We start from the raw sequence: 21,488 nt of genomic DNA on the forward strand, positions 1-21,488 counted from the left end.
CTCAGCGCACGCGGCGCACGCCGAGCATGCGGGCGATCACCCGATGCGCGGGCCCGGTCAGCATCAGCAGGAACAGCGCGTAGTAGCTGATCTGCGGCACGGTCACCGCGATGACCATCGCGATGCCGAACAGCAATGTCATAGCGATGTCGACGGCAAGGCCGCGGCGCAGCTGATCGCGGGTCATCGAATGCAGCTCGGGATGCCGCAGCAGCACCAGCCGCTGCGCCAGGGCCAGCACACACGTGAGCATCATCGTGCCGATGTACACGAGCTTGACGACCTGGTCGTCGTCGGGCATGGCTCCGGTGAGGGCCGTGGCCACCGGCATCCACACGATCGTCAGCAGCCACGCGATGCACACCCACAGCAGTCGGTTCGACACCGACTCGACCTGGGCGAACAGGTGGTGCTGGTTGACCCAGAAGCTGGCGATCACCGCGAAGCTGACCACGAACGTGATCACCTGCCACTGGTGCTCGGCGAACCAGCCGAGGGTGCCGAGGTCGGGCTCGGCCTCGCCGACGCTCTCCATGAGCGGCAGGATCAGCAGTGTCATCGCGATGGCGACGACCGCGTCGATGAACGCCTTCGCGCGCTCGGCGCTGAAGATGCGCTGCTGTCGCGGCGTCTCGGGCTCGGCGGGGGTCTCGTCGCTCACGGTGCGATGGTAGCGGGACGGCGGTGCCACTCCGCGACATCGCCCCGGACACGCTTATCCGCACGCTTCACAGTTCCTGCGACTGAACGAACGACGCGCACAGCCGACGGATCCAGTGGTTTTCGATCAGTCCATCCACTTCCGTTCGCCACAGCGCCGAGATCGTGAACCGAGGCATCTGAATCGGTACAGGGGAGAGACGCAGATCGAGCATCTGCGCCGTGCGGGCGGCCACGTGCTCAGGGATGGTCGCTATCACCGGCAGGTCGAGCAGAATCGCCCCCAGTCCACTGAAGTGACTGATCGTGCACAGCGTCTTGCGTCTGTGTCCCATGGCAGCAAGCACGTCGTCCACCCAACCGCGCTGGAGGTCATAGGACACGCGTACGTGCCGCGTCTCGATGTATTCGCGCTCCGTGAGCGGGTCCGACAGCGTCAGAAGTCTCGGATTGTAGACACATCGGTAGTCACCAGAGAACATCGGCTCTATCTGGAAGTCGGCGGCCGTATGAGCGGGTGTGGTCGCCAGAACGAGGTCGATCTGCGGGTCGTCGAGGGTCTCGCGCCAGAGGTGACTATTCGTCTGGTGAATGGCGAAGTCCACCCCCCAGTTGTGGTCAAGCTTCTGCCTGGCCACCCACGGTCCGAACAACATCTCTATGTCGTCGGACATCGCCAGGTGGAAGGTGCGGGAACTCTGCCAAGGCTCGAACTCGACGTCATCAAGGATCACAGAGGCGATCGTGCTGAGGCTCGGACCGATGCTCAGCGAGAGGGACAGCGCTTTGGCTGTCGGTGTCATCCCCGATCTCGTGCGCTCGAACAACGGATCATCGAAGAGCCTGCGCAGGCGTCCGAGCGCCGCACTCACGGCGCTCTGCGAAAGGCTCAGCTTGTACCCCGCTCGCGTCACGCTTCCTTCTTGCATGAGCGCCTGGAACACCACGAGCAGGTTCAGATCGACGGAATGTAAATCGATGCGGTTGATACTAGTCATGATAAACATCGGTTTGACTGTTGTCTAGATTCGACCGACAGTGGGTCGAAGCTCTTGATCGTGACCAAGGGAGATCACGCATGGACGACACCACCGCGGCGAAGACCGCACCCATCGCAACACGGACCGGAACGACTCCACTCACACTGACGCGCTCCGACCGCACCCGACGCATGGTGGCCGTCGGCATCGGCAACTTCATGGAGTGGTTCGATTTCGCGATCTACGGCTACTTCGCAGCCATCATCGGCGCTCAGTTCTTCCCCTCAGGCAATCCGACCGCGGAGATGCTCTCGTCACTCGCGGTGTTCGCCGTCGGTTTCATCTCGAGACCGTTCGGTGCTCTCATTCTTGGGCCGATCGGCGACAGGCTCGGGCGACGCACGGTGCTCATCATCACTGTCCTGGGAATGGGCATCATCACCGCCCTGATCGGTCTCACCCCATCATTCGCGTCGATTGGCATCGCGGCCCCGATCATCGTCGTCGCGCTGCGACTGTTGCAGGGTGGGTTCGCCGGCAGCGAGTGGACGAGCGCTGCCGCTTACATCGGCGAAAGCGCTCCGCGAGATCGGCGCGCGACGTACGCGAGCGTGGTCACCGGTACGGCGGGACTCGCGTTCCTCATCGGGACGGTCACTGCCGCGATCTTGACCGCCGTGATGTCCGACGCCGCGTTGAGCTCATGGGGCTGGCGACTGCCGTTCCTCGCGTCGCTCGTGATGGCCGTGATCGCCGTCTACATCCGTCGGAGACTCGACGACACCCCAGTCTTCGAGGAGGTCGAGCGCAAGCGCGCGGAGAACAGTCTCGAGCACACCGCGACGAGCGCAAAGGTGAAGGCATTCGTGATGACGCTGGCCTTCTCGGGCGTCTTCGGCGTAAGCCTGTACTACCTCATCACATACGTGAACAATTTCCTCTCGGGACCTGTCGGGATGCCGCGGCTTCAGGCGCTCACCGTCTGTGGCGTGATCATGGCCATCTATGTAGCGTTCAACCCCCTGGTTGGCGTACTCGTCGACCGAGTCGGCCGCCGTCCCATCCTCTACACGGGTCTGGTCGGCCTTATGGTCTGGAGCATCCCGACGTTCTGGCTGATGGGGACCGGAAATCCCTGGGTATCCGGTCTCGCGCTCATCCCGTTCTCGTTCTTCGTCGCTTGCACGGCCGTTGTCAACAACGTTCTGCTGGTGGAGGTCTTTCCTGCTTCGATTCGAGCCACCGGATCGGCCATCGGATACAACGTCGCCTACGCGCTTCTCGCCGGACCCGGACCTCTTATCGCGGCTGCGTTGGTGGCGGGCACTGGACTCCTCATCTCTCCGGCGTTCTACATGATCGCCATCGCACTCCTCGCCACGGTCATCCTTTTGCCAACGCTGAAGGAGACCAAGAACGTCGACATCTCACGCGGTTAGGTCTCCCCCATGCACAAGGTCGCAGTCATCCAAGCGGCATCGATTCCGTTCGACGCTGAAGCATCCACGGAGAAGGCGGTCGGTCTGCTCGCCGAGGCCGCCCATGAGGGTGCCACGCTGGCCGTCTTCCCCGAAGCGTTCATCGGGGGGTACCCCAAGGGCAGCACCTTCGGCGCCCCCGTGGGACTAAGAACCGACGCCGGCCGAGAGCAGTACCGCCGCTATGCTGACGGCGCCATCGCACTGGACGGCCCGCAGGTAGCGCGTCTTTGCGAGGCGGCACGGGAGCACGCGATATCCGTCGTGGTCGGCGTGATCGAACGCCACGGCAGCACGCTCTACTGCACGGCTGTGATGATCGATCCGCAGGACGGTGTCGCTGGAACCCATCGGAAGCTCATGCCGACCGGTGCGGAACGTGTGATCTGGGGCTTCGGCGATGGATCCACGCTCGATGTCATGGACACCCCGGCAGGACGCGTAGGCACGGTGATCTGTTGGGAGAACTACATGCCTCTTCTGCGTCAGGCCATGTACGCCCAGGGAGTCGAGGTGTACTGCGCTCCGACCGCCGACGACAGACCTTCGTGGGCGGCGACGATGACCCATATCGCGCTCGAGGGACGGACCCACGTGCTGTCGGCATGTCAATACATCACCAAGGACGCGTTCCCCGATGACCATCCATTCGATGAGGAGCCGCCAGGCGGTGACGTCGTGATGCGCGGCGGCAGCATGATCGTCGCTCCCTCGGGCAAGGTGCTGGCCGGACCCGTCTACGACAAGGAATCGATCCTGTTCGCGGTCATCGATCCCGCCGAGAAGACTCGAGCTCACCTCGACTTCGATGTCGTCGGCCATTACGCGCGCCCCGATGTGTTCGAGCTGCACGTGAACACCCGCCCGCAGGACTCCGTCGTCTTCGACTGAGACGGCAAGGAAGGACCCACATGTCAAACACTCTCTTCATCGGCCTCGGGAACATGGGGGCGCCGATGGCGACCCTGCACGCGAATGCGTTTCCTACGGTCGTCTTCGATCTGTCCGAGGATGCCGTCGCTCGGGTGACGACATCCTCGCCCGCGACTCCCGCCGGTGACCTCACCCGTCTACCCCCCGGCGTGGACACGGTGATCCTCATGCTTCCCACCAGCGACCACGTCGAAGCAATCCTGGGAGGGAGTGACGGACTCCTCAGCCGGCTGACAGACGGCGCTTTGGTCATCGACATGGGCTCGAGCGAACCGGCCAGCACACGCGCGCTGGCGTCGACTGCCGCAACCCACGGTATCGACTACGTGGATGCGCCGGTCTCGGGCGGCGTGGCCAAAGCGATCACCGGCGAACTGGCGATCATGATCGGCGGCACCGAATCGGCCGTGGCCAAGGCGATGCCACACCTTGAGGTTATGGGCGGCTCCCTGCTGCACGTCGGGCCGGCAGGCTCAGGCGATGCGGCCAAGGCCCTGAACAATCTCGTCAGCGCAAGCAACATCGCGGTCGCCAGTGAGGCGGTCGCCGTCGCGGAGCTGTTCGGAATTCGTCGTCAGACCATGGTCGACGTGCTCAACGCCGCCACGGGCCGTAGCCAAGCGAGCGAGGTGAAGTTTCCGAAGCACATCCTTCCTGGAACGTTTGCAAGCGGCTTCGCCTACGACCTGATGCTGAAAGATATGCGCATCGCCGTCGGCTTGTCGGACGGCCTCGACACACCGATCGTCCGGTCGGTGTTCGAGCACCTCCGGGAGGGACGCTCGCAGCTCCACGGCGCGCCGGACCACACCGAGATCGCCCGCTTGTACGGGCTCGATGACAACGAGATGGAGAACAACCGATGACCGACACCGACGCACAGGCGTACATCAATGACATGGCTCGCAAGCGGGGCTATGTGCTCGATTACCACAAGATCATGGCAAAGCAGGACTTCCCAGTATTGCAGGCGGCCAATCACGTCGTCTCGGCGGCGTACCTCGACGAGCGGACTCTGGACCGCAAGACCAAGGAACTCATCTTCATCGTCTCGCTGACGGTGATGAGGGCATCCAAGGGACACATCCAGTCGCATATCCGCGTCGCGCTCGACCTTGGGCTGAGCCCGACCGAGATCCTCGAGGCGATCGAGATCGCCCTGCCGGAGGCGGGGGTCGTCGCTTTCCAGACCGGATTCGAAGCGTGGCGCGATGTCGTCGGCGCAGAGGGAATCGAGCCGACGGTCGTCGCGCACGAGGGTGGTTCGGGCGCGTAACGAGCCCGAGCGGGGAAGGAGACGGTATGCGAGCAGAAACCACGTGGCAGGTCGTGATCATCAAACACGGCACGCGGATGACCACGCGTTCGGATGCCTTCATGAACTATTCGTTCTACGGTGAGCGTGACGCGCCCCATCGTGTGGACTACTACTTCTGGGTTCTGCGCCGCGGCGATCAGGCCGTCATCGTCGACACCGGCTACTCCCGCCACGAGGGGACGAGACGCGGAAGGGAAGTGCTCATCGACCCCGTCGATGCGCTCCGAGAACTCGGCATCGATCCCGAAGCCGGGCATCCCGTCGTGATCACCCACGCCCATTACGATCACATCGGCAATGTCGATGCGTTCCCGAACTCGCCCGTGTACATCTCGCGTGCAGAACTGGATTTCTGGACGAGTCCCATGGCGCGGAAGACGCTCTTCGCGCATTACGGCGACCCGACCTCGGTCGACGCGTTAGAACCCGCGCGCAGGCAAGGACGTCTGCACACGTTCGACTCCGAAGTCGTCGTCCGTCCGGGCATCATCGCCTCCGTCGTCGGCGGACACACTCCAGGCCAGTCGGTCGTTTCCGTAACGACCGTTGAGGGCGTCGTCATGCTTGCCAGCGACGCAATGCACTTTCATGAAGAGCTCGAGCGAGACATGCTGTTCCAATCGATGGCAGACCTGCCGGCATCCTTCGATGCGCTCGAGCGACTCCGTCGGTCACCGGCCGCGCGCATCGTGAGCGGGCACGATGCGCGCGAGCTGAGCCGGCACGCAGCCCTCCCGGGCGCGCTGTCGAACCTCGCGGCGACGATCGGCATCGCATGATACGAGCACGTCTTCTGGCTGCGATCCAATCTCCCTCGGTGAGTGCCATCTCCCGCGGCGCCGAGACGGCCTTCGAACTTCGGGGTGATCGGTGGAGTATCAATATCGTCGCCGACAAGGTCGGGATGTCCGCCGGCGGCTCCCCCCGCTTTCAGCTGCAGGCGGACGACACCACATGGTCCGCACTACTCACGCAGACACCGCTCGCGGGATGGCAGAGCATCGTCCATCTCGTGCGCACAGGGACGGTCGAGCTGCACGGGAGCGAGGTCGAATACGCGCGGCACATCCACCTTGTGCGCGCACTCCTTGACGCTGCGCGCGGCGCCGACGATTGGCATCCTGACGCTCCCGCTCGACTGCTGCAGGCACGTGGTGAGTACCAGCGCGTGTCGAGTGCGCTGGGGACCGCCGACGTCTATGTGGAGCGGTGCGGGACAGGGCCTGCGCTCCTCGCGCTCGCCACCGCGGGCAGTGACACGTCGCAGTGGCACGGACTCATGACGCAGAGCGATATCACCGAGCGGCACGAGCTCGTGACCGTAGACCTGCCGTGGCATGGCAAATCGTCGCCCACCTTTGGCACACCACTCGGTGGTTGGCGCCTGAAGCCCGCTACGTACACCGATTTCATCTGCCGAATCGCAGATGAGCTGGACATGCGGCGGCCGGTGCTGGTCGGCGCATCGATGGCGGGCGCGGCCGTGGTGCACGCGCTCGCTCGGCACCCCGCTCGATTCGGCGGCGCGGTCGCTTGCCAGGTCGGACCACGCGTTCGCAACCGGGCGGCGCCGCAACTACGATCCGCGGACATCGACCAGTCGCTGTTCGTCCCGGAGTGGACATACGGGCTCATGAATCCCGCGTCCCCCGCCGAGTACCGCAAGCGCGTGTGGTGGGGGTACTCATCCGGCGGCGCCGGGTTGTACTCCGCCGATATCGCCTCATATGAACAGTGGGAATTCGATGAGGTGAGGCCACTTCTGTCAGAGTCCACACCCCACATCGCCGTGCTCAGCGGCGCGTTCGACACCACAGTCCCTCCATCCGCCTCGCGTGAACTCGCCGCAGTCATCCCGAACTCGTCGTTCGAGGAGATGCCGGACCTCGGTCACTTCCCCCACGCAGAGAATCCCGCGGTCTTCGCCACCTACCTTGAGAAAGCGTTGACGAGGATCACACAACACGACCCATTGGGTCCCCACTTGACGACCAGATAGGCTCGCCGCGGAAGGAGCGACGATGCACGATCTCGAACAGGCCCGCCGAACCCGCGACTGGGTGAACGAGGCGGTGCGCAAGGTCGCCGCCGACGCCAACCGGTCATCCGACACGCATCTGCTGACGGTTCCGCTGCCGCCCGAGTGGGGCATCGAGCTCTACCTCAAGGACGAGTCGACGCACCCGACCGGGAGCCTGAAGCACCGGCTCGCGCGGTCGCTGTTCTTATACGGCCTGTGCAACGGGTGGATCGTCGAGGGCACCACCATCGTCGAGGCATCGAGCGGGTCGACGGCCGTCTCGGAGGCGTATTTCGCCCGGATGCTGGGGCTGCCGTTCGTCGCGGTGGTGCCGCGATCGACCACGCAGGAGAAGATCGACCTCATCGAGTTCTACGGCGGGCAGTGCCACTTCGTCGACGACCCGGGCGAGGTCTATGCCGAGGCGGCACGCATCGCCGCGGCGCGCGGCGGCCACTACATGGACCAGTTCACGTATGCCGAGCGGGCGACCGACTGGCGCGGGAACAACAACATCGCCGAGTCGATCTTCGACCAGCTCTCGGCCGAGCGGCACCCGGTGCCCCGGTGGATCGTCGTCGGTGCCGGCACCGGCGGCACGAGCGCGACGATCGGTCGCTATCTGCGGTACCAGCGGCATCCCACCCAGCTGTGCGTGGCCGATCCCGAGAACTCCGCCTTCCTGGATGCGTGGGCCACCGGCGACCTGTCGGTCACCACGGGTGCGCCCAGTCGCATCGAGGGCATCGGGCGGCCGCGGGTCGAGCCGAGCTTCCTACCGCAGATCGTGGACCATATGGTGCGGGTGCCGGATGCCGCATCCATCGCCGCGATGCGGTTCATCCGCGCGCGCACGGGGTTCGGCGCCGGAGCGTCGACGGGAACGAACCTGTGGGCGGCGTTCGGGCTGATCGCCGACATGCTGCGGCGCGGCGAGACCGGCAGCGTCGTGACGCTGCTGTGCGACTCGGCCGACCGCTACCGGCACACCTACGGCGACAACGCGTGGCTGGCCGAGCGCGGGATCGACCTCGCCGGGCCTTCGGCCGTGCTCGAGGAGTTCGCCGCGACCGGCGCCTGGCCGGCCTGAGGGGCAGGCGCCGCGCACGCTCTACTGGCGGCTCGGGTCGCGGCATCCACTCTCGCCCTCGCCCGAGGCGAGGAGATCTGCCCAGGCGAGGGCCCTTTCGCGCGATCAAGCCCTCGCGTCATCCATTCCCCTCGCCCGAGGCGAGGAGGGGTCGGGATGCCGCAGCCCGGTGCCGCGCCGCAGATCGGACCCCTGGTTCCGCAGTCAACTTCTGCAAGTGCCCGGCGCGAGAGCCTGCAGAATGCGCCTGCCGAACAGGGGGCGGGATGCCGCGGCCCGGTGCCATACCGCAGACAGGCCCCCTCCGGGCTCGCGCGCCCGCCACCTCACAGACTTCGGAGAGTCGCGCCGACTTCGGAGCGATCGGGCAGAACACTCCGAAGATCGTGCGATCCTCCGGAGTCTGGGAACGGTGGATGCCGCGGCACGCGGCACGGGTGCACGCCGCGGCACACGGCCCGACCACGCGGCCCGACCACGCGGCCCGGGCGCACGGCCCGACCACGCGGCACAGACCCCGGGCGCGGCCGATGCGCTGTGTGAACGAGAAGTTCAATACGTCTGGAGGATGTGTCCCGTCCTCCGACAACACAAGAGACCGCTGGCCCGTTCCGTCGGCGCGAGCCCGAGAAGCCCGCTCAGCGCTCCTCGGTGTCGGCGGCCTCGGCGGCGGCCCATGCGGCGCGGCGCGCGGCCTGCGCCTCGGGGTCGGGCACCGGGATCGACGCCAGCAGGCGCCGCGTGTACTCGTCGTGCGCGTCGCCGAGCACCTGGGCGGTCGTGCCCTGCTCGCGGATCGTCCCGTGCCGCAGCACCACGATGCGGTCGGCGACCTCGTCGATCACGGCGAGGTCGTGGCTGATGAACAGGCACGCGAAGCCCAGCTCGGCCTGCAGCTCGGCGAACAGCTCGAGCACCCGTGCCTGCACCGACACGTCGAGCGCGCTGGTCGGCTCATCGGCGATGAGCAGCTTCGGCTGCAGCGCGATGGCGCGCGCGAGCGACGCCCGCTGACGCTGACCGCCCGACAGCTCGTGCGGGTACCGGTCGCCGTACGAGGTGGGCAGGTGCACGGCATCCAGCAGCTGATCCACCCGGCCGCGCGCGGCCCGGGGATGCGCGGCCCGGCCGTGCACGACGAGCGGCTCGGCGATGCACTCGGCGATCGTCAGCAGCGGGTTGAAGCTCGTCGCCGGGTCCTGGAACACGAACCCGATGTCGGGCCGCAGCTTCTTCAGCCCGCGCATCGTCGTGCCGCGCATCTCGTGCCCGAGCACCTTCAGCGATCCGTCGACGACCTGGGTGAGCCCCACGATCGAGCGGCCGATGGTCGTCTTGCCCGACCCCGACTCGCCGACCAGCCCCAGCACCTCGCCGGGGGCGATCCAGAAGTCGACGCCCTGCACCGCGACCACGCCGGTGCGCCCGAAACGCCCCGGGTAGGCGATGTGCAGGTTCTCCGCGACGACGAGCGACCCCTCGGGCGGCTCCGTCGGCGCGGGCACCGAGCGGTCCTGCGTGGCGCTCTTGCCGCGGCCGACGTGGGGAACTGCGGCCAGCAGCTTCCTCGTGTACTCCTCGCGCGGGGCAGCGAACAGCTCGCGCGCCGACGCCTGCTCGACGATGTCGCCCTGGTACATCACGACGACGCGGTCGGCGAGGTCGGCGACCACGCCCATGTTGTGCGTGATGAGCACGACGGTCGCGCCGAACTCGTCGCGGGCCGTGCGCAGCAGGTCGAGGATCTCGGCCTGCACGGTCACGTCGAGCGCGGTGGTCGGCTCGTCGGCGATGATCAGCCCCGCGTTGAGCACGAGCGCCATCGCGATGACGATGCGCTGCTTCTGCCCGCCCGAGAACTGGTGCGGGTAGTCGTCGACGCGCCGGTCGGGCTCGGGGATGCCCACGCGCCGCATGATGTCGATCGCGGCCTTCTTGGCCTCGCGCTTCGAGATGCGATGGTGGGCACGCAGCCCCTCGGCGATCTGGAATCCAACCGTGTACACGGGGTTCAGCGCGGTCGAGGGCTCTTGGAACACCATGGCCGCGTCGCGCCCGCGCATCGCGCGCAGCTGCGCGTGCGAGGCGTGCACGACGTCGGTCTCGTCGCCGTGCGGCCCGCGGATGATCAGCGCTCCCTGCAGCGTCGCCGTCTCGGGCAGCAGTCCCAGCAGCGCGTTCGCGGTGACGGTCTTGCCCGACCCCGACTCGCCCACGATCGCGAGCACCTCGCCGGCGTGCGCTTCGAGCGAGATGCCGTTCACGGCGACGACGGGATCGCCGTCGGTCGCGAAGGTGACCTTGAGGTTGTGGATGGATGCCGCGTCCGGCGCGCCCGCGCCGGGCACCGTCGCGTCGCGCGTGGTGTCGCTCACTCGGCGGCCTCCTTCTCGGCGGCGACGACAGCCGCCCGGCGCCGGCGGCGCAGGCGCGGGTCACTGAGGTCGTTCAGGCTCTCGCCCACGAGCGTGATGCCGAGCACCACGAGCACGATCGCGACCCCGGGCGGGATGGCCGTCCACCAGATGTGACTGGTCACATCCGACACCGACCGCGACAGGTCATACCCCCACTCGGCGGCGGCCGTGGCCTCGATGCCGAAGCCCAGGAAGCCCAGACCCGCGAGGGTCAGCACCGCCTCGGAGGCGTTCAGCGTCACCACGACCGGCACCGAACGGGTCGAGTTGCGCAGCACGTGCCGGGTGAGGATGCGCAGCGTCGGCACGCCGATGACCTTCGCCGACTCGACGAACGGCTCGGCCTTGACCCGCACCACCTCGCTGCGCACGATGCGGAAGTACTGCGGCACGAACACGACCGTGATCGAGATCGCCGCGGCGAGGATGCCGCCCCACAGCGTCGACTGCCCGTGGCTGATGACGATCGCCATGACGATGGCCAGCAGCAGCGATGGGAACGCGTAGATCGCATCGGCGATCACGACGAGGATGCGGTCGATCCACCCGCCGAAGTAGCCGGAGAGCAGGCCGATGAAGATGCCGATGAAGATCGAGAAGATGATCGCGCAGATGATCACGAGCAGCGCGGTCTGCGCCCCCCAGATCGTGCGCGAGAGCACGTCGAATCCGCTGACCGTGGTGCCCAGCAGGTTCTGCGCGCTCGGGGCCTGGAGGGTGCCGAAGTCCTGCCCGTCCGCCGTGGTGCGCTGTGCGTAGCCGTAGGGGGCGATCCACGGCGCGAAGATCGCGACGATCACGAACAGGCCGGTGAGCACGAGGCCGGTGACGAGCATCGTGCGCTGCCAGCCGACGCTGTGCTTCAGGTGCGACACGACCGGGATGCGGTCGGAGAGCGGCCGCTTGGGTGCGCCGAGCCCGGCCTGCAGCACACCGGTCTCGGCCGGGTCGAACACGCCGGTGGGGGTGGGGTCCTGGGTCTGGCTCATCTCAGTACCTCACTCGCGGGTCGATCAGCACGGCGATCACATCGACGATGAAGTTCACGACGGCCACGACCACCGCGATCATGATGACGATGCCCTGCACGGCCACGAAATCTCGGGCTTTCAGATACTCGGCCAGCATGAAGCCGAGACCCTTCCACTCGAACGACGTCTCGGTCAGCACGGCGCCGGCCAGCAGCAGGGCGATCTGCAGTCCGATCAGGGTGACGATCGGGATGAGCGCCGGCCGGTACGCGTGCTTGGTGACGAGGCGGTACTCGCCGACACCGCGCGAGCGCGCCGAGGTCACGTACTGGGCGCCCAGCGTGCCGATGACGTTGATGCGCACCAGGCGCAGGAAGACGCCGGCCGTCAGGATTCCGAGTGCGAGACCCGGCAGCACCGCGTGCCACAGCACGTCGATCACGGCATCGGGATTGCCCAGCCGAATCGCGTCGATGAGGTAGATGCCGCTGGGGTTGTTCAGCGTCTCGAGCTGGAGTTCGACGCGGGTGGATGCCCGACCCGACACGGGCAGGATGTTGAACTGCACCGCGAACACGAGCTTCAGCAGGATCGCGATGAAGAAGATCGGCGTCGCGTAGCCGAGGATCGCACCGACCCGGAGCACGGCATCCTGCCACCGGTCGCGCTTGTAGGCGGCGACGAGTCCCAGCGGAATGCCGATGATGAACGCGACGATGAGTGCGTAGAACGCGAGCTCAAGGGTGGCCGACCCGTACTGCAGGAGGATCTCGGTGACCGGCCGGTGGTCGGTGAGGGTCGTGCCGAAGTCCCCGCGGAAGACCCCGAGCAGATAGTCGAGGTACTGGACGACCAGGGGCCGGTCGTAGCCGGCCTCGTGGATGCGGGCGGCGAGCTGCTCGGGCGGCAGCTTTCCGCCGAGTGCCGCGGTGATCGGGTCACCGGTCAGCCGCATCAGGAAGAACACCGTCGTGACGAGGATGAACACCGTCGGGATGATCAGCAGCAGACGGACGAGGATGTAGCGCCAGAGCCCGCCGCTTCGGGCGCGGACGGGTTTGGACGCCAGGTCGGCGTCTTCGACGACAGTGGTCATGCGTGAACCTTACTCAGACACCGGTCGTGCCCGGTCGCCGGAGCGGCCGGGCACGACCTGGATGTCACTACTTGTGCAGCGGCGCGTAGCGGAACTTGAACGAGGCGTCGAGGGTGGTGCCCTGAACGTCCTTGCCCACGACGGCGACCTGCGTGCCCTGCAGGTACGGCAGCGTCGACAGGTCCTTGGCCACGAGGTCCTGGATCTGACCGATCTCGTCCGCGCGCTTGGTGGCGTCGGTCTCGGTCTGCTCCTTGGAGATCAGCGACTGCACGTCGGCGTTGTCGTAGTGGTTCGCCAGGAAGTTGTCCTTCGAGAAGAACGGCGACAGGTAGTTGTCGGCGTCCGAGAAGTCCGGGAACCAGCCCAGCTGGTACATCGGGTACACGTCGGAGGTGCGGTCCTTCGAGTACTGCACCCACTCGGTCTGGGCGAGGTTGACCTTGAACAGGCCGCCGTTCTCGAGCTGCGTCTTGATGGCGGCGTACTCGTCACCCGACGACGGGCCGTAGTGGTCGCCGTTGTACTGCAGGTTCAGGGTCACCGGCGTGCTGACGCCGGCGTCGGAGAGGGCCTGCTTGGCCTTGTCGAGGCTGGGGCCGCCGTTGCCGTCGCCGTACAGCGACTTCAGCGCCGTGTTCGCACCGGTCATGCCGTCTGCGACGTACGAGTACAGGGGCGTGTAGGTGTCCTTGTAGACGTCGGAGGCGAGCTTCTCGCGGTCGATGAGGTCGGCCATCGCCTGGCGGACGGCCAGGGCCTTCGCCGGGTCGGCGTCGTCGGTCTTGGTGCCGAACGGCATCGTGGCCATGTTGAACACGATGTAGCGGATCTCGCCGCCCGGGCCCTTGACGACCTGGACCTTGCTGTTCTTGCCCAGGTCTTCGACGTCGGTCGCCGACAGGCTGCGGAACGCCACATCGATGTCGCCGTTGCCGATCGCGAGCTTCAGGTTCGAGGCATCCGCGTAGTACTTGACGGTCACGCTGGAGTTCTCCGCAGCGCCGAGCTCACCCTGGTAGTCCTTGTTGGGCTCGTAGTTGACGAGCTCGTTGACCTTGTACGACGAGATGACGTACTGGCCGGCGAATGCCTTGCCCTTGACGATGTCGTCGTCGGACGTGACCTTGTCGGCCGAGAACACCTGCTCGTCGACGATCGGGCCGGCGGGGCTCGAGAGCACCTGGGGCCACGTCTGGTCGTTCGGGTTCTTCAGGTGGAAGACGACCGTCGTGTCATCGGGGGTGTCGATGCTGTCGAGGTTGCCGAGCAGCGATGCGGGGCCGTTCGGGTCGTTGATCTTGATCACGCGCTCGAACGAGAACTTCACGTCGGAGGACGTGAGGTCGTCACCGTTGGCGAACTTCAGACCCGACTTGAGCTTGACCGTGTAGTCGTGCGGAGCGGTGAACTCCGCCGACTCGGCGATGTCGGGGGTGACGTCGGCGGTGCCGTACTTGCTGTTGAGCAGGAACGGGTAGATCTGGTTCATCACGGCGAACGAGCCGTTGTCGTACGAACCGGCCGGGTCGATGGAGGTGATCTTGTCGGTCGTGCCGACGATCAGCCCGCTGGCGGCGTTGCCGCCGTTGTCGCCGGAGCCGCCGCCGTTGCCGCCGCCGGCGCAGCCGGACAGGACCACGGCCGAGGCGCCGATCGCCCCGAGCGCGAGCAGGAGGCGCCCGCGCGAGTGTGTCTGCAATGACATAGTCGTTACCTTGCTGTGTGCGAAGCGGCCGCGCAGGGTGGCGCGACCGTATATGAGTACCATCCTCACCACACCTGTCGGGATAGGCAACCAGAGCGGTGTTCTGTGATCAGAACGCAACGGATGCCGACCCGACAGGGGGCAGGATGCCAGGGGTCAGAGCACCTTCGAGAGGAAGGCCTTGGTGCGTTGGTGCTGCGGATTCGTGAGCACCTCGTGCGGATCGCCCGATTCGACGACCACGCCGCCGTCCATGAAGACGACGGCGTCGCCGACCTCGCGCGCGAAGCCCATCTCGTGCGTGACGACGACCATCGTCATCCCGCTCTCGGCAAGCTCGCGCATGACGTCGAGCACCTCGCCGACGAGCTCGGGGTCGAGTGCGCTGGTGGGCTCGTCGAAGAGCATGAGCTTCGGGTCCATCGCCAGGGCCCGGGCGATCGCGACGCGCTGCTGCTGGCCGCCGGAGAGCTGCGCCGGGTAGTGGCCGGCCTGATTCGCCAACCCCACACGCGCCAGCAGCTCGCGGCCGCGGGCCGCGGCATCCTTCTTCGTCGCACCCTTGACCCGGATCGGGGCCTCCATCACGTTCTCGAGCGCGGTCATGTGGCCGAACAGGTTGAAGTGCTGGAAGACCATGCCGATGTCGCGCCGCTGACGGTTCGCCTCGGCGGGCTTGAGCTCGTAGAGCTTGTCGCCCTTCTCGCGGTAGCCCATCAGCTCGCCGTCCACGTAGAGACGGCCGGCGTCGATGCGCTCGAGGTGGTTGATGCAGCGCAGGAAGGTGGACTTGCCCGACCCCGAGGGGCCGATCACGCACATCACCTGGCCGCGGTCGACGCGCAGCGAGATGGACTTGAGCACCTCGTTGCTGCCGAAGCTCTTCGAGACCATCTTGGCCTCGACCATCGGAGTGTCGGTGGCCACCGTCATCCCTTCCCTCCCACGTCGATGCCGACGCCGGCGACGCCCTCGGCGCCCACCACGACCCCGCCGACGGCGGGCCGTGAGCGGTCGGACCCACGGGCGAACCGCTTCTCGACGAAGTACTGGCCGGCCATGAGCACCGACGTGAAGAACAGATACCAGATCGACGCGACGATCAGCAGCGGGATCGGCGCGAAGATCGTCGCCGAGATGTCGCTGGTGCGGCCGAACAGGTCCATCGAATACGGGATCGCGACCACCAGCGACGTCGTCTTCAGCATCGAGATGACTTCGTTGCCGGTGGGCGGGATGATCACGCGCATCGCCTGCGGGACGACGACGCGGCCCATCGTCTGGCCCCACGACATGCCGAGCGCGGTGCACGCCTCTTCCTGCCCCGGGTCGACCGAGAGGAGACCTGCGCGCACGATCTCGGCCATGTAGGCCGACTCGTTCAGCGCCAGGCCGATGACCGCCAGCATGAAGAGCGGCGGCGTCCAGGTGATGGTGAACTCGGCCCAGGTGTGCACGAACGGGATGCCGACGTACACGGTCTTGTAGATCAGGGTCACCAGACCCCAGAAGACCAGCTGCACGTAGACCGGCGTACCGCGGAACACCCACAGGAACGCCCAGGCGATCCACTTGAGCACGGGGTTGGGCGACAGGCGCATCACCGCGAGGATCAGGCCGAGGATGATGCCGAACAGCATCGCGAGCACGGTCAGGGCGAGTGTGATGAACGCGGCCTGCGTGACGCGGGTGTCGAAGATGTACTTGCCGACGATGTCCCACTGGAACGCCTCGCGCTGTGCGGCGTCGAGCACGAACAGCAGCACCAGGAGGATGAGGACGACGGCGACGGTGTTGCGCCACGGATGCCGCAGGCGCACCGCGCGGATCGTCTCCGCCCGTTCGGTGTGCACTGCGGCCGTGTCGACCGAGGGAGTGGATGCCGCGGCATCCGCCCCCTCGGGCCGTTGGGTGTCGGACATGACTACTGCTTCGACGCCGCGTTCACATCGGCGGCCGTGACAGCGCCGTCTTCGACGCCCCACTTCTGCAGGATCTTCAGGTACGTGCCGTCGTCGATGAGCGACTGCAGCGTGTTCTTGATCACGTCGGTGAGCTCGCCGCCCTTGGCGGTGGCGAAGCCGTACGGGGCGACGTCGAACGTCTCGCCGGCGGCCTGGATCTTGTCGGACTTCTGGTGGATCGCGTACTCGGTGATCGGCGAGTCGGCGCTCATCGCGTCGACCTGGCCGAGCACGAGGGCGTTGGTCGCGCCGTCCTGACCGTCGTACTTGAAGACCTTGATGGCGTCCTTGCCCGCGTCGGTGCAGGCCTTCGACTTGGCGGGCAGCTCTTCGGTGTCTTCGTACGTGCCGTCCTCGACGGCGACCTTCAGGCCGCAGGCGTTGTCGGGGTCGACCGTCTTGCCCTTGACCGACGCCCAGAGGATGCCGGCGTTGTAGTAGTTGACGAAGTCAACCTGCTTCTCGCGCTCGGTCGTGTCGGTGAATGACGAGACGCCGAGGTCGTACTTGCCGCCGACGATCGACGGGATGATGTTGTCGAACTTCGCGGCGGTGTACTCGGCCTTCACACCGAGCTTGGCGGCCATCGCGTTGGCCAGGTCGATGTCCCAGCCGATCGGGTTGCCGGCGTTGTCCTTGTACTCGTTGGGTGCGTACGTCGGGTCGGTGCCGATCTTCAGCACGCCGGCGGACTTGATCGCGTCGGGCAGCGTGGCCGCGAGCGCATCGTCTTTGGTGACGCCGTAGCCCGACGCATCGGCACTGGCGGAGTTGTCTCCGCCGCCGCCCTGCGGGTTCTCGGTGTCTTGGTTGTTCACGCATCCGGTGAGCAGCAGCGCGGCGGCCACGACGGCCACCGGCAGGGCGAGGATCCTTCGCATTTCTTCCCTTTCCTCATCTTCGAGGCGCCGACCCTCGGGCGAGGTCGACCCCTGAAGTCTAAGGACAAGAGTGCCGCATCCAGATTTCGATTCGGTTTCGACGACCGTGGTGGGATGTTCACCCCGTGTTCTCCGGGCCGTCATGCGCACCCGGTCGAGTGGGTCTGGCCGGGCCCCCGGCATCCACTCTTCCGAACAGGAGCCACGAAGAATGAACCGTTCCTCCAGGTCTGTGCGCGGATCTGCACGACGTCGCACGGTCGGCGTGATCGCCGTCTCGGCGGTCGCCGCCGGCACCCTGCTCGCGGTCGGCGCCGGCGCGGCGTCGGGCTCGAGCGCCTTCACGCCCGCCTCGCATCGGGTCTCGGCCGACAAGACGAAGGACGTCCGCCAGGCGATCGTCGGCGGCAAGGCCAAGAACGTCATCCTCCTGGTCGGCGACGGCATGGGCGACAGCGAGATCACGATCGCACGCAACTACGCGTACGGCGCAGCGGGCGAGCTGCCCGGCATCGACGCGTTGCCGCTGACCGGCTCGTACACGACCTACTCGGTCTACAAGGACGGGGCAGACAAGGGCAAACCCGACTATGTGACCGACTCGGCCGCCAGCGGCACGGGCTGGGCGACCGGCACGAAGACCTACGACGGCGCTATCTCGGTCGACGTCGACGGCAACCCGCTGCCGACGCTGCTCGAGCTGGCGAAGGCCAACGGCTTCCGCACCGGCGACGTGTCGACCGCCGAGATCCAGGACGCGACGCCGGCCGTGCAGGTCGCGCACGTCGACCAGCGCTCGTGCTACGGACCCGACAGCTCGTCGTGCGGCGACGACGCACTGGCCGCCGGCGGGCTCGGGTCGATCTCCGAGCAGCTGCTCGACACCCGCGCCGACGTGGTGCTCGGCGGCGGGCTCGCGTCGTTCGGCCAGCGAGCGGCGGCCGGCCAATGGAAGGGTTCGACCCTGCTGCAGCAGGCGACCGCGCGCGGATACCAGGTGGTGACGGATGCCGCGGGCCTGGCCTCGGTGAAGAAGGCGAACCAGTCGCAGCCGCTGCTCGGCCTGTTCACCGACGGCAACTTCCCGACGCGCTACGAGGCGACCACCGCGACTGTGGGCGGCGCCGACACCCCGGTGACGTGCCGGGAGTCGGCCGACCGGCTGCCGAGCTCGCTGTCGCTCGCGTCGCTGACCGACAAGGCCATCGACCTGCTGTCTGCGGGGTCGAAGAACGGCGGCAAGGGCTTCTTCCTGCAGATCGAGGGCGCCTCGATCGACAAGCGCGACCACGCCGCCGACGCGTGCGGACAGATCGGCGAGACGCTCGACCTCGACGAGGCCGTGCAGGTCGCCCTCGCGTTCGCCAAGAAGGACAAGAACACCCTCGTGCTGGTGACCGCCGACCACGCGCACTCCAGCCAGATCGTCGACTCGACGCCGCCCACCTCGCTGTCGACCGCGGTCAACACCGCCGACGGCACCGTGATGAAGATCTCGTACGGCACCGCCGCGGCGGGAGGCTCACAGCAGCACACCGGAACGCAGCTGCGCATCGCCGGGTACGGCCCGGGCGCGGCGAACGTCGTGGGGCTCACCGACCAGACCGACACGTTCGGGACGATCAGCCGCACGCTCGGGCTGTCGACCGATGCGGCCAAGCTGAGCAAGAAGGCCTCGGTCTCGTCGGGCTATGCCACGCCGGGCCGCAAGGTCACCGTGCGCGGCGACGGGTTCGCCGGCGACCGGCAGGCGACCGTCACGTTCGGCGACGAGACGCAGCGGGTCGACGTGATCGACGGTGCGGTCACGGCGACGTTCACGGCGCCGGTGCCGTCGGGCCGCCAGCAGGTCGTGAAGGTCACGGTCGAGGGCGCTCAGACCGGGGTCGCGAAGACCGCACGCATCACGGTGCGCAAGTAGGGCATTCACGCATTCCGGGGTCGGGGCCCTCGCAGGCCCCGGCCCCTTCGCGCGCGCGCCGGCCGGGGCATCCCCTCATCCGCCCCTTCACCCCGCCGAATTCACATGAGTTTGTCCCACGAACGTCAAACCTCCGGCGGTTTGACGTTCGTTCGACGGACTCATGTGAATTTGGCGACCGGGCAGGGGTGCGCGGGGCGTGACGAATGTCACGGTGAGGTCGTGACGGGCGTGTGCGGGCCCGTGGGGGTCTGCGTTCGAGCATGGAGACATGGAATCGACAACACTCCCGACCGGACGTGGAAGGGATGCCGCAGCCGCCGGCACCGCGCCGGCGATCTCAGCGAGCGGCCTGACCAAGAGCTTCGGGCGCGTCCGTGCCGTCGCGGGCGTCGACCTGCACGTCGAGCCCGGCGAGGTCGTGGCCTTCCTCGGCCCGAACGGCGCCGGCAAGACGACGACGATCGACATGATCCTCGGCCTGTCGCAGCCCGATGGGGGCGAGATCAGCGTCTTCGGCACGACCCCGCGCGGCGCGATCGCCCGCGGATACGTGTCGGCGGTGCTGCAGACCGGCGGGCTGCTCAAAGACCTCACCGTCCGCGAGACGGTGGCGCTCACCGGTAGCCTGTTCAGCGACACCCGGCCGGTCGATGAGGTGCTCGGCAGGGCCGGCATCCTCGACATCGCCGACCGCATGGTCGGCAAGTGCTCGGGCGGCCAGCAGCAGCGGCTGCGGTTCGCGATGGCGCTGCTGAGCGACCCCGGACTGCTCATCCTCGACGAGCCGACCACGGGCATGGACGTCGAGGGTCGCCGCTCGTTCTGGCAGGCGATCCGCGACGACGCCCAGCGCGGGCGCACCGTGCTCTTCGCGACGCACTACCTGGATGAGGCCGACACGTACGCCGATCGCATCATCCTCATGAGCCAGGGGCGCATCGTCGCCGACGGACCGACCGCCGAGATCAAGAACCTCGTCGCCGGACGTGTCGTGCACGCCACGCTGCCGGGGGCGGATGCCGTGGCCCTGGCCGCGCTGCCGGGTGTCACCGACGTCGAGACCCAGGGCGACCGCATCACCGTGCGCACCACCGACTCCGACGCGCTCGCGCGCCACCTGCTCACCCTTACCGACGCACACGACGTCGAGATCTCATCCCAGAACCTCGAGAGCGTGTTCCTCGCCCTCACCTCGGAAGGAGCCCGGTCATGACCACCGTCACCGCCATCTCGCTGGAACGCAAGGTGCCGCCGTTCGGCGGGTTCAACATGCGCTTCCTCGCGATCGAGCTGAAGCGACGCTTCCGCAACTACCGCACGCTCGCCTTCACGGTCGTGTTCCCCGTCGCCATGTACTTCATGGTCGGCTACCCCAACCGCAATACGCCGCTGACCGGTGAGCCGATCTCGGCCGGCGGGCTGTCGGTGGCCGCCTACATCATGGTCTCGATGGCCGTGTACGGCGCGATGATGTCGGCGACGGCATCCGGCGCCGCGGTCGCCGTCGAGCGCTCGCTCGGCTGGAGCCGCCAGCTGCGCCTCACTCCGCTGAACCCGGTCGCGGCCGTCGCGACCAAGGTGATCGCCGGCATGCTGTTCGGTCTCATCGCGATCGTCGCGACCTACCTGGGCGGAGCCCTGACCGGCGTGCACATGAGCTGGTCGCAGTGGCTGGTCTCGGGACTCGTCGCCTGGCTACTGGGGGCCGCGGTGTTCACGGCACTCGGCCTCATGATGGGGTACCTCGTGCCCGGTGAGAACGCGATGCAGCTCACGAGCCTGGTGATCGTGTTCCTGGCGTTCCTCGGCGGACTGTTCTACCCCGTCAACATGATGCCGCAGGTGCTGCAGGATGTCGCCGCCTGGACCCCCGTCTTCGGCATCGGCGAACTCAGCCGCGCTCCGCTCACCGGCGACGGCTTCGACCTCGGAGCTCTGCTGAACGTGCTGCTCTGGCTGGCGCTGTTCGTGCTCGGGACGGCACTGCTGTTCCGCCGCGACACGAAGCGGGTGTGACTCGCGGCATCACGCCGCACCCCCGTGGTCTC

General features: G+C 67.1%; 19 protein-coding genes. 10 read left to right on the top strand and 9 right to left on the bottom strand.

What is annotated here, in order from left to right; genetic code table 11:
- Position 1 precedes the first annotated feature (1 nt).
- Both ABMQ42_RS01160 and ABMQ42_RS01165 read right to left on the bottom strand, forming a co-directional pair.
- Complete coding sequence (locus tag ABMQ42_RS01160) at positions 2-661, bottom strand: TMEM175 family protein (RefSeq protein ID WP_349720794.1); 660 nt, start codon at positions 659-661, stop codon at positions 2-4.
- Positions 662-728: 67 nt separating this feature from the next.
- Entirely contained in the window at positions 729-1,658 is a 930-nt protein-coding gene (locus ABMQ42_RS01165) for a LysR family transcriptional regulator (RefSeq protein WP_349720795.1), read from the bottom strand.
- Positions 1,659-1,831: 173 nt separating this feature from the next.
- On the opposite strand from ABMQ42_RS01165, the gene ABMQ42_RS01170 reads away from it, so the two are divergent.
- From ABMQ42_RS01170 to cds1, 7 genes are read left to right on the top strand one after another with little or no spacing between them, the layout of a single operon-like run.
- Entirely contained in the window at positions 1,832-3,079 is a 1,248-nt protein-coding gene (locus ABMQ42_RS01170) for an MFS transporter (RefSeq protein ID WP_502884574.1), read from the top strand.
- Positions 3,080-3,088: 9 nt separating this feature from the next.
- Complete coding sequence (locus ABMQ42_RS01175) at positions 3,089-4,009, top strand: carbon-nitrogen hydrolase family protein (protein ID WP_349720798.1); 921 nt, start codon at positions 3,089-3,091, stop codon at positions 4,007-4,009.
- Positions 4,010-4,029: 20 nt separating this feature from the next.
- Positions 4,030-4,917 (top strand): NAD(P)-dependent oxidoreductase, encoded by an 888-nt coding sequence (locus tag ABMQ42_RS01180; protein ID WP_349720799.1) that lies wholly within the window; start codon positions 4,030-4,032, stop codon positions 4,915-4,917.
- Complete coding sequence (locus tag ABMQ42_RS01185; protein ID WP_349720801.1) at positions 4,914-5,327, top strand: carboxymuconolactone decarboxylase family protein; 414 nt, start codon at positions 4,914-4,916, stop codon at positions 5,325-5,327. The genes ABMQ42_RS01180 and ABMQ42_RS01185 overlap by 4 nt, the downstream gene beginning before the upstream one ends.
- A gap of 26 nt (positions 5,328-5,353) precedes the next feature.
- Entirely contained in the window at positions 5,354-6,148 is a 795-nt protein-coding gene (locus ABMQ42_RS01190; RefSeq protein ID WP_349720803.1) for an N-acyl homoserine lactonase family protein, read from the top strand.
- Positions 6,149-6,186: 38 nt separating this feature from the next.
- Complete coding sequence (locus tag ABMQ42_RS01195; protein ID WP_349720804.1) at positions 6,187-7,368, top strand: alpha/beta fold hydrolase; 1,182 nt, start codon at positions 6,187-6,189, stop codon at positions 7,366-7,368.
- A gap of 22 nt (positions 7,369-7,390) precedes the next feature.
- Positions 7,391-8,479, top strand: coding sequence for an L-cysteine desulfhydrase Cds1 (gene cds1, locus ABMQ42_RS01200; RefSeq protein ID WP_349720805.1), 1,089 nt, complete (start codon positions 7,391-7,393; stop codon positions 8,477-8,479).
- Positions 8,480-9,117: 638 nt separating this feature from the next.
- Here the strand turns inward: cds1 and ABMQ42_RS01205 are convergent.
- The 7 genes from ABMQ42_RS01205 to ABMQ42_RS01235 form a co-directional block, all read right to left on the bottom strand.
- Positions 9,118-10,854, bottom strand: a complete 1,737-nt coding sequence (locus ABMQ42_RS01205; protein ID WP_349720806.1) for a dipeptide ABC transporter ATP-binding protein — start codon at positions 10,852-10,854, stop codon at positions 9,118-9,120.
- Positions 10,851-11,885, bottom strand: coding sequence for an ABC transporter permease (locus ABMQ42_RS01210; RefSeq protein WP_349720807.1), 1,035 nt, complete (start codon positions 11,883-11,885; stop codon positions 10,851-10,853). The genes ABMQ42_RS01205 and ABMQ42_RS01210 overlap by 4 nt, the downstream gene beginning before the upstream one ends.
- 1 nt (position 11,886) lies before the next feature.
- Positions 11,887-12,963: an ABC transporter permease gene (locus ABMQ42_RS01215; protein ID WP_349720808.1), complete on the bottom strand. Its 1,077-nt coding sequence runs from the start codon at positions 12,961-12,963 to the stop codon at positions 11,887-11,889.
- A 67-nt stretch (positions 12,964-13,030) separates the two neighbouring features.
- The gene (locus tag ABMQ42_RS01220; protein WP_349720809.1) at positions 13,031-14,671 is read right to left on the bottom strand and encodes an ABC transporter substrate-binding protein; all 1,641 of its coding nucleotides are present in this window, start codon (positions 14,669-14,671) and stop codon (positions 13,031-13,033) included.
- A 156-nt stretch (positions 14,672-14,827) separates the two neighbouring features.
- Positions 14,828-15,604, bottom strand: a complete 777-nt coding sequence (locus ABMQ42_RS01225; RefSeq protein ID WP_349720810.1) for an amino acid ABC transporter ATP-binding protein — start codon at positions 15,602-15,604, stop codon at positions 14,828-14,830.
- Entirely contained in the window at positions 15,601-16,593 is a 993-nt protein-coding gene (locus ABMQ42_RS01230) for an amino acid ABC transporter permease (protein ID WP_349720811.1), read from the bottom strand. Before ABMQ42_RS01230 ends, ABMQ42_RS01225 begins: the two co-directional genes overlap by 4 nt.
- Before the next feature lie 2 nt (positions 16,594-16,595).
- A complete protein-coding gene (locus ABMQ42_RS01235) occupies positions 16,596-17,516 on the bottom strand; it encodes an ABC transporter substrate-binding protein (RefSeq protein ID WP_349720812.1) in 921 nt (306 codons plus the stop codon).
- Between the two features lie 211 nt (positions 17,517-17,727).
- On the opposite strand from ABMQ42_RS01235, the gene phoA reads away from it, so the two are divergent.
- The 3 genes from phoA (at position 17,728) to ABMQ42_RS01250 (ending at position 21,456) form a co-directional block, all read left to right on the top strand.
- Positions 17,728-19,437 carry an alkaline phosphatase gene (phoA, locus tag ABMQ42_RS01240; RefSeq protein WP_349720813.1) on the top strand — a complete coding sequence of 570 codons (1,710 nt, stop codon included), beginning with the start codon at positions 17,728-17,730 and terminating at the stop codon, positions 19,435-19,437.
- Between the two features lie 271 nt (positions 19,438-19,708).
- Positions 19,709-20,653: an ABC transporter ATP-binding protein gene (locus ABMQ42_RS01245; RefSeq protein ID WP_349720814.1), complete on the top strand. Its 945-nt coding sequence runs from the start codon at positions 19,709-19,711 to the stop codon at positions 20,651-20,653.
- Positions 20,650-21,456 carry an ABC transporter permease gene (locus ABMQ42_RS01250; RefSeq protein ID WP_349720815.1) on the top strand — a complete coding sequence of 269 codons (807 nt, stop codon included), beginning with the start codon at positions 20,650-20,652 and terminating at the stop codon, positions 21,454-21,456. The genes ABMQ42_RS01245 and ABMQ42_RS01250 overlap by 4 nt, the downstream gene beginning before the upstream one ends.
- Positions 21,457-21,488: the final 32 nt, after the last annotated feature.

Source organism: Microbacterium sp. KR10-403 (genome assembly GCF_040196215.1).
GTDB lineage: Bacteria > Actinomycetota > Actinomycetes > Actinomycetales > Microbacteriaceae > Microbacterium.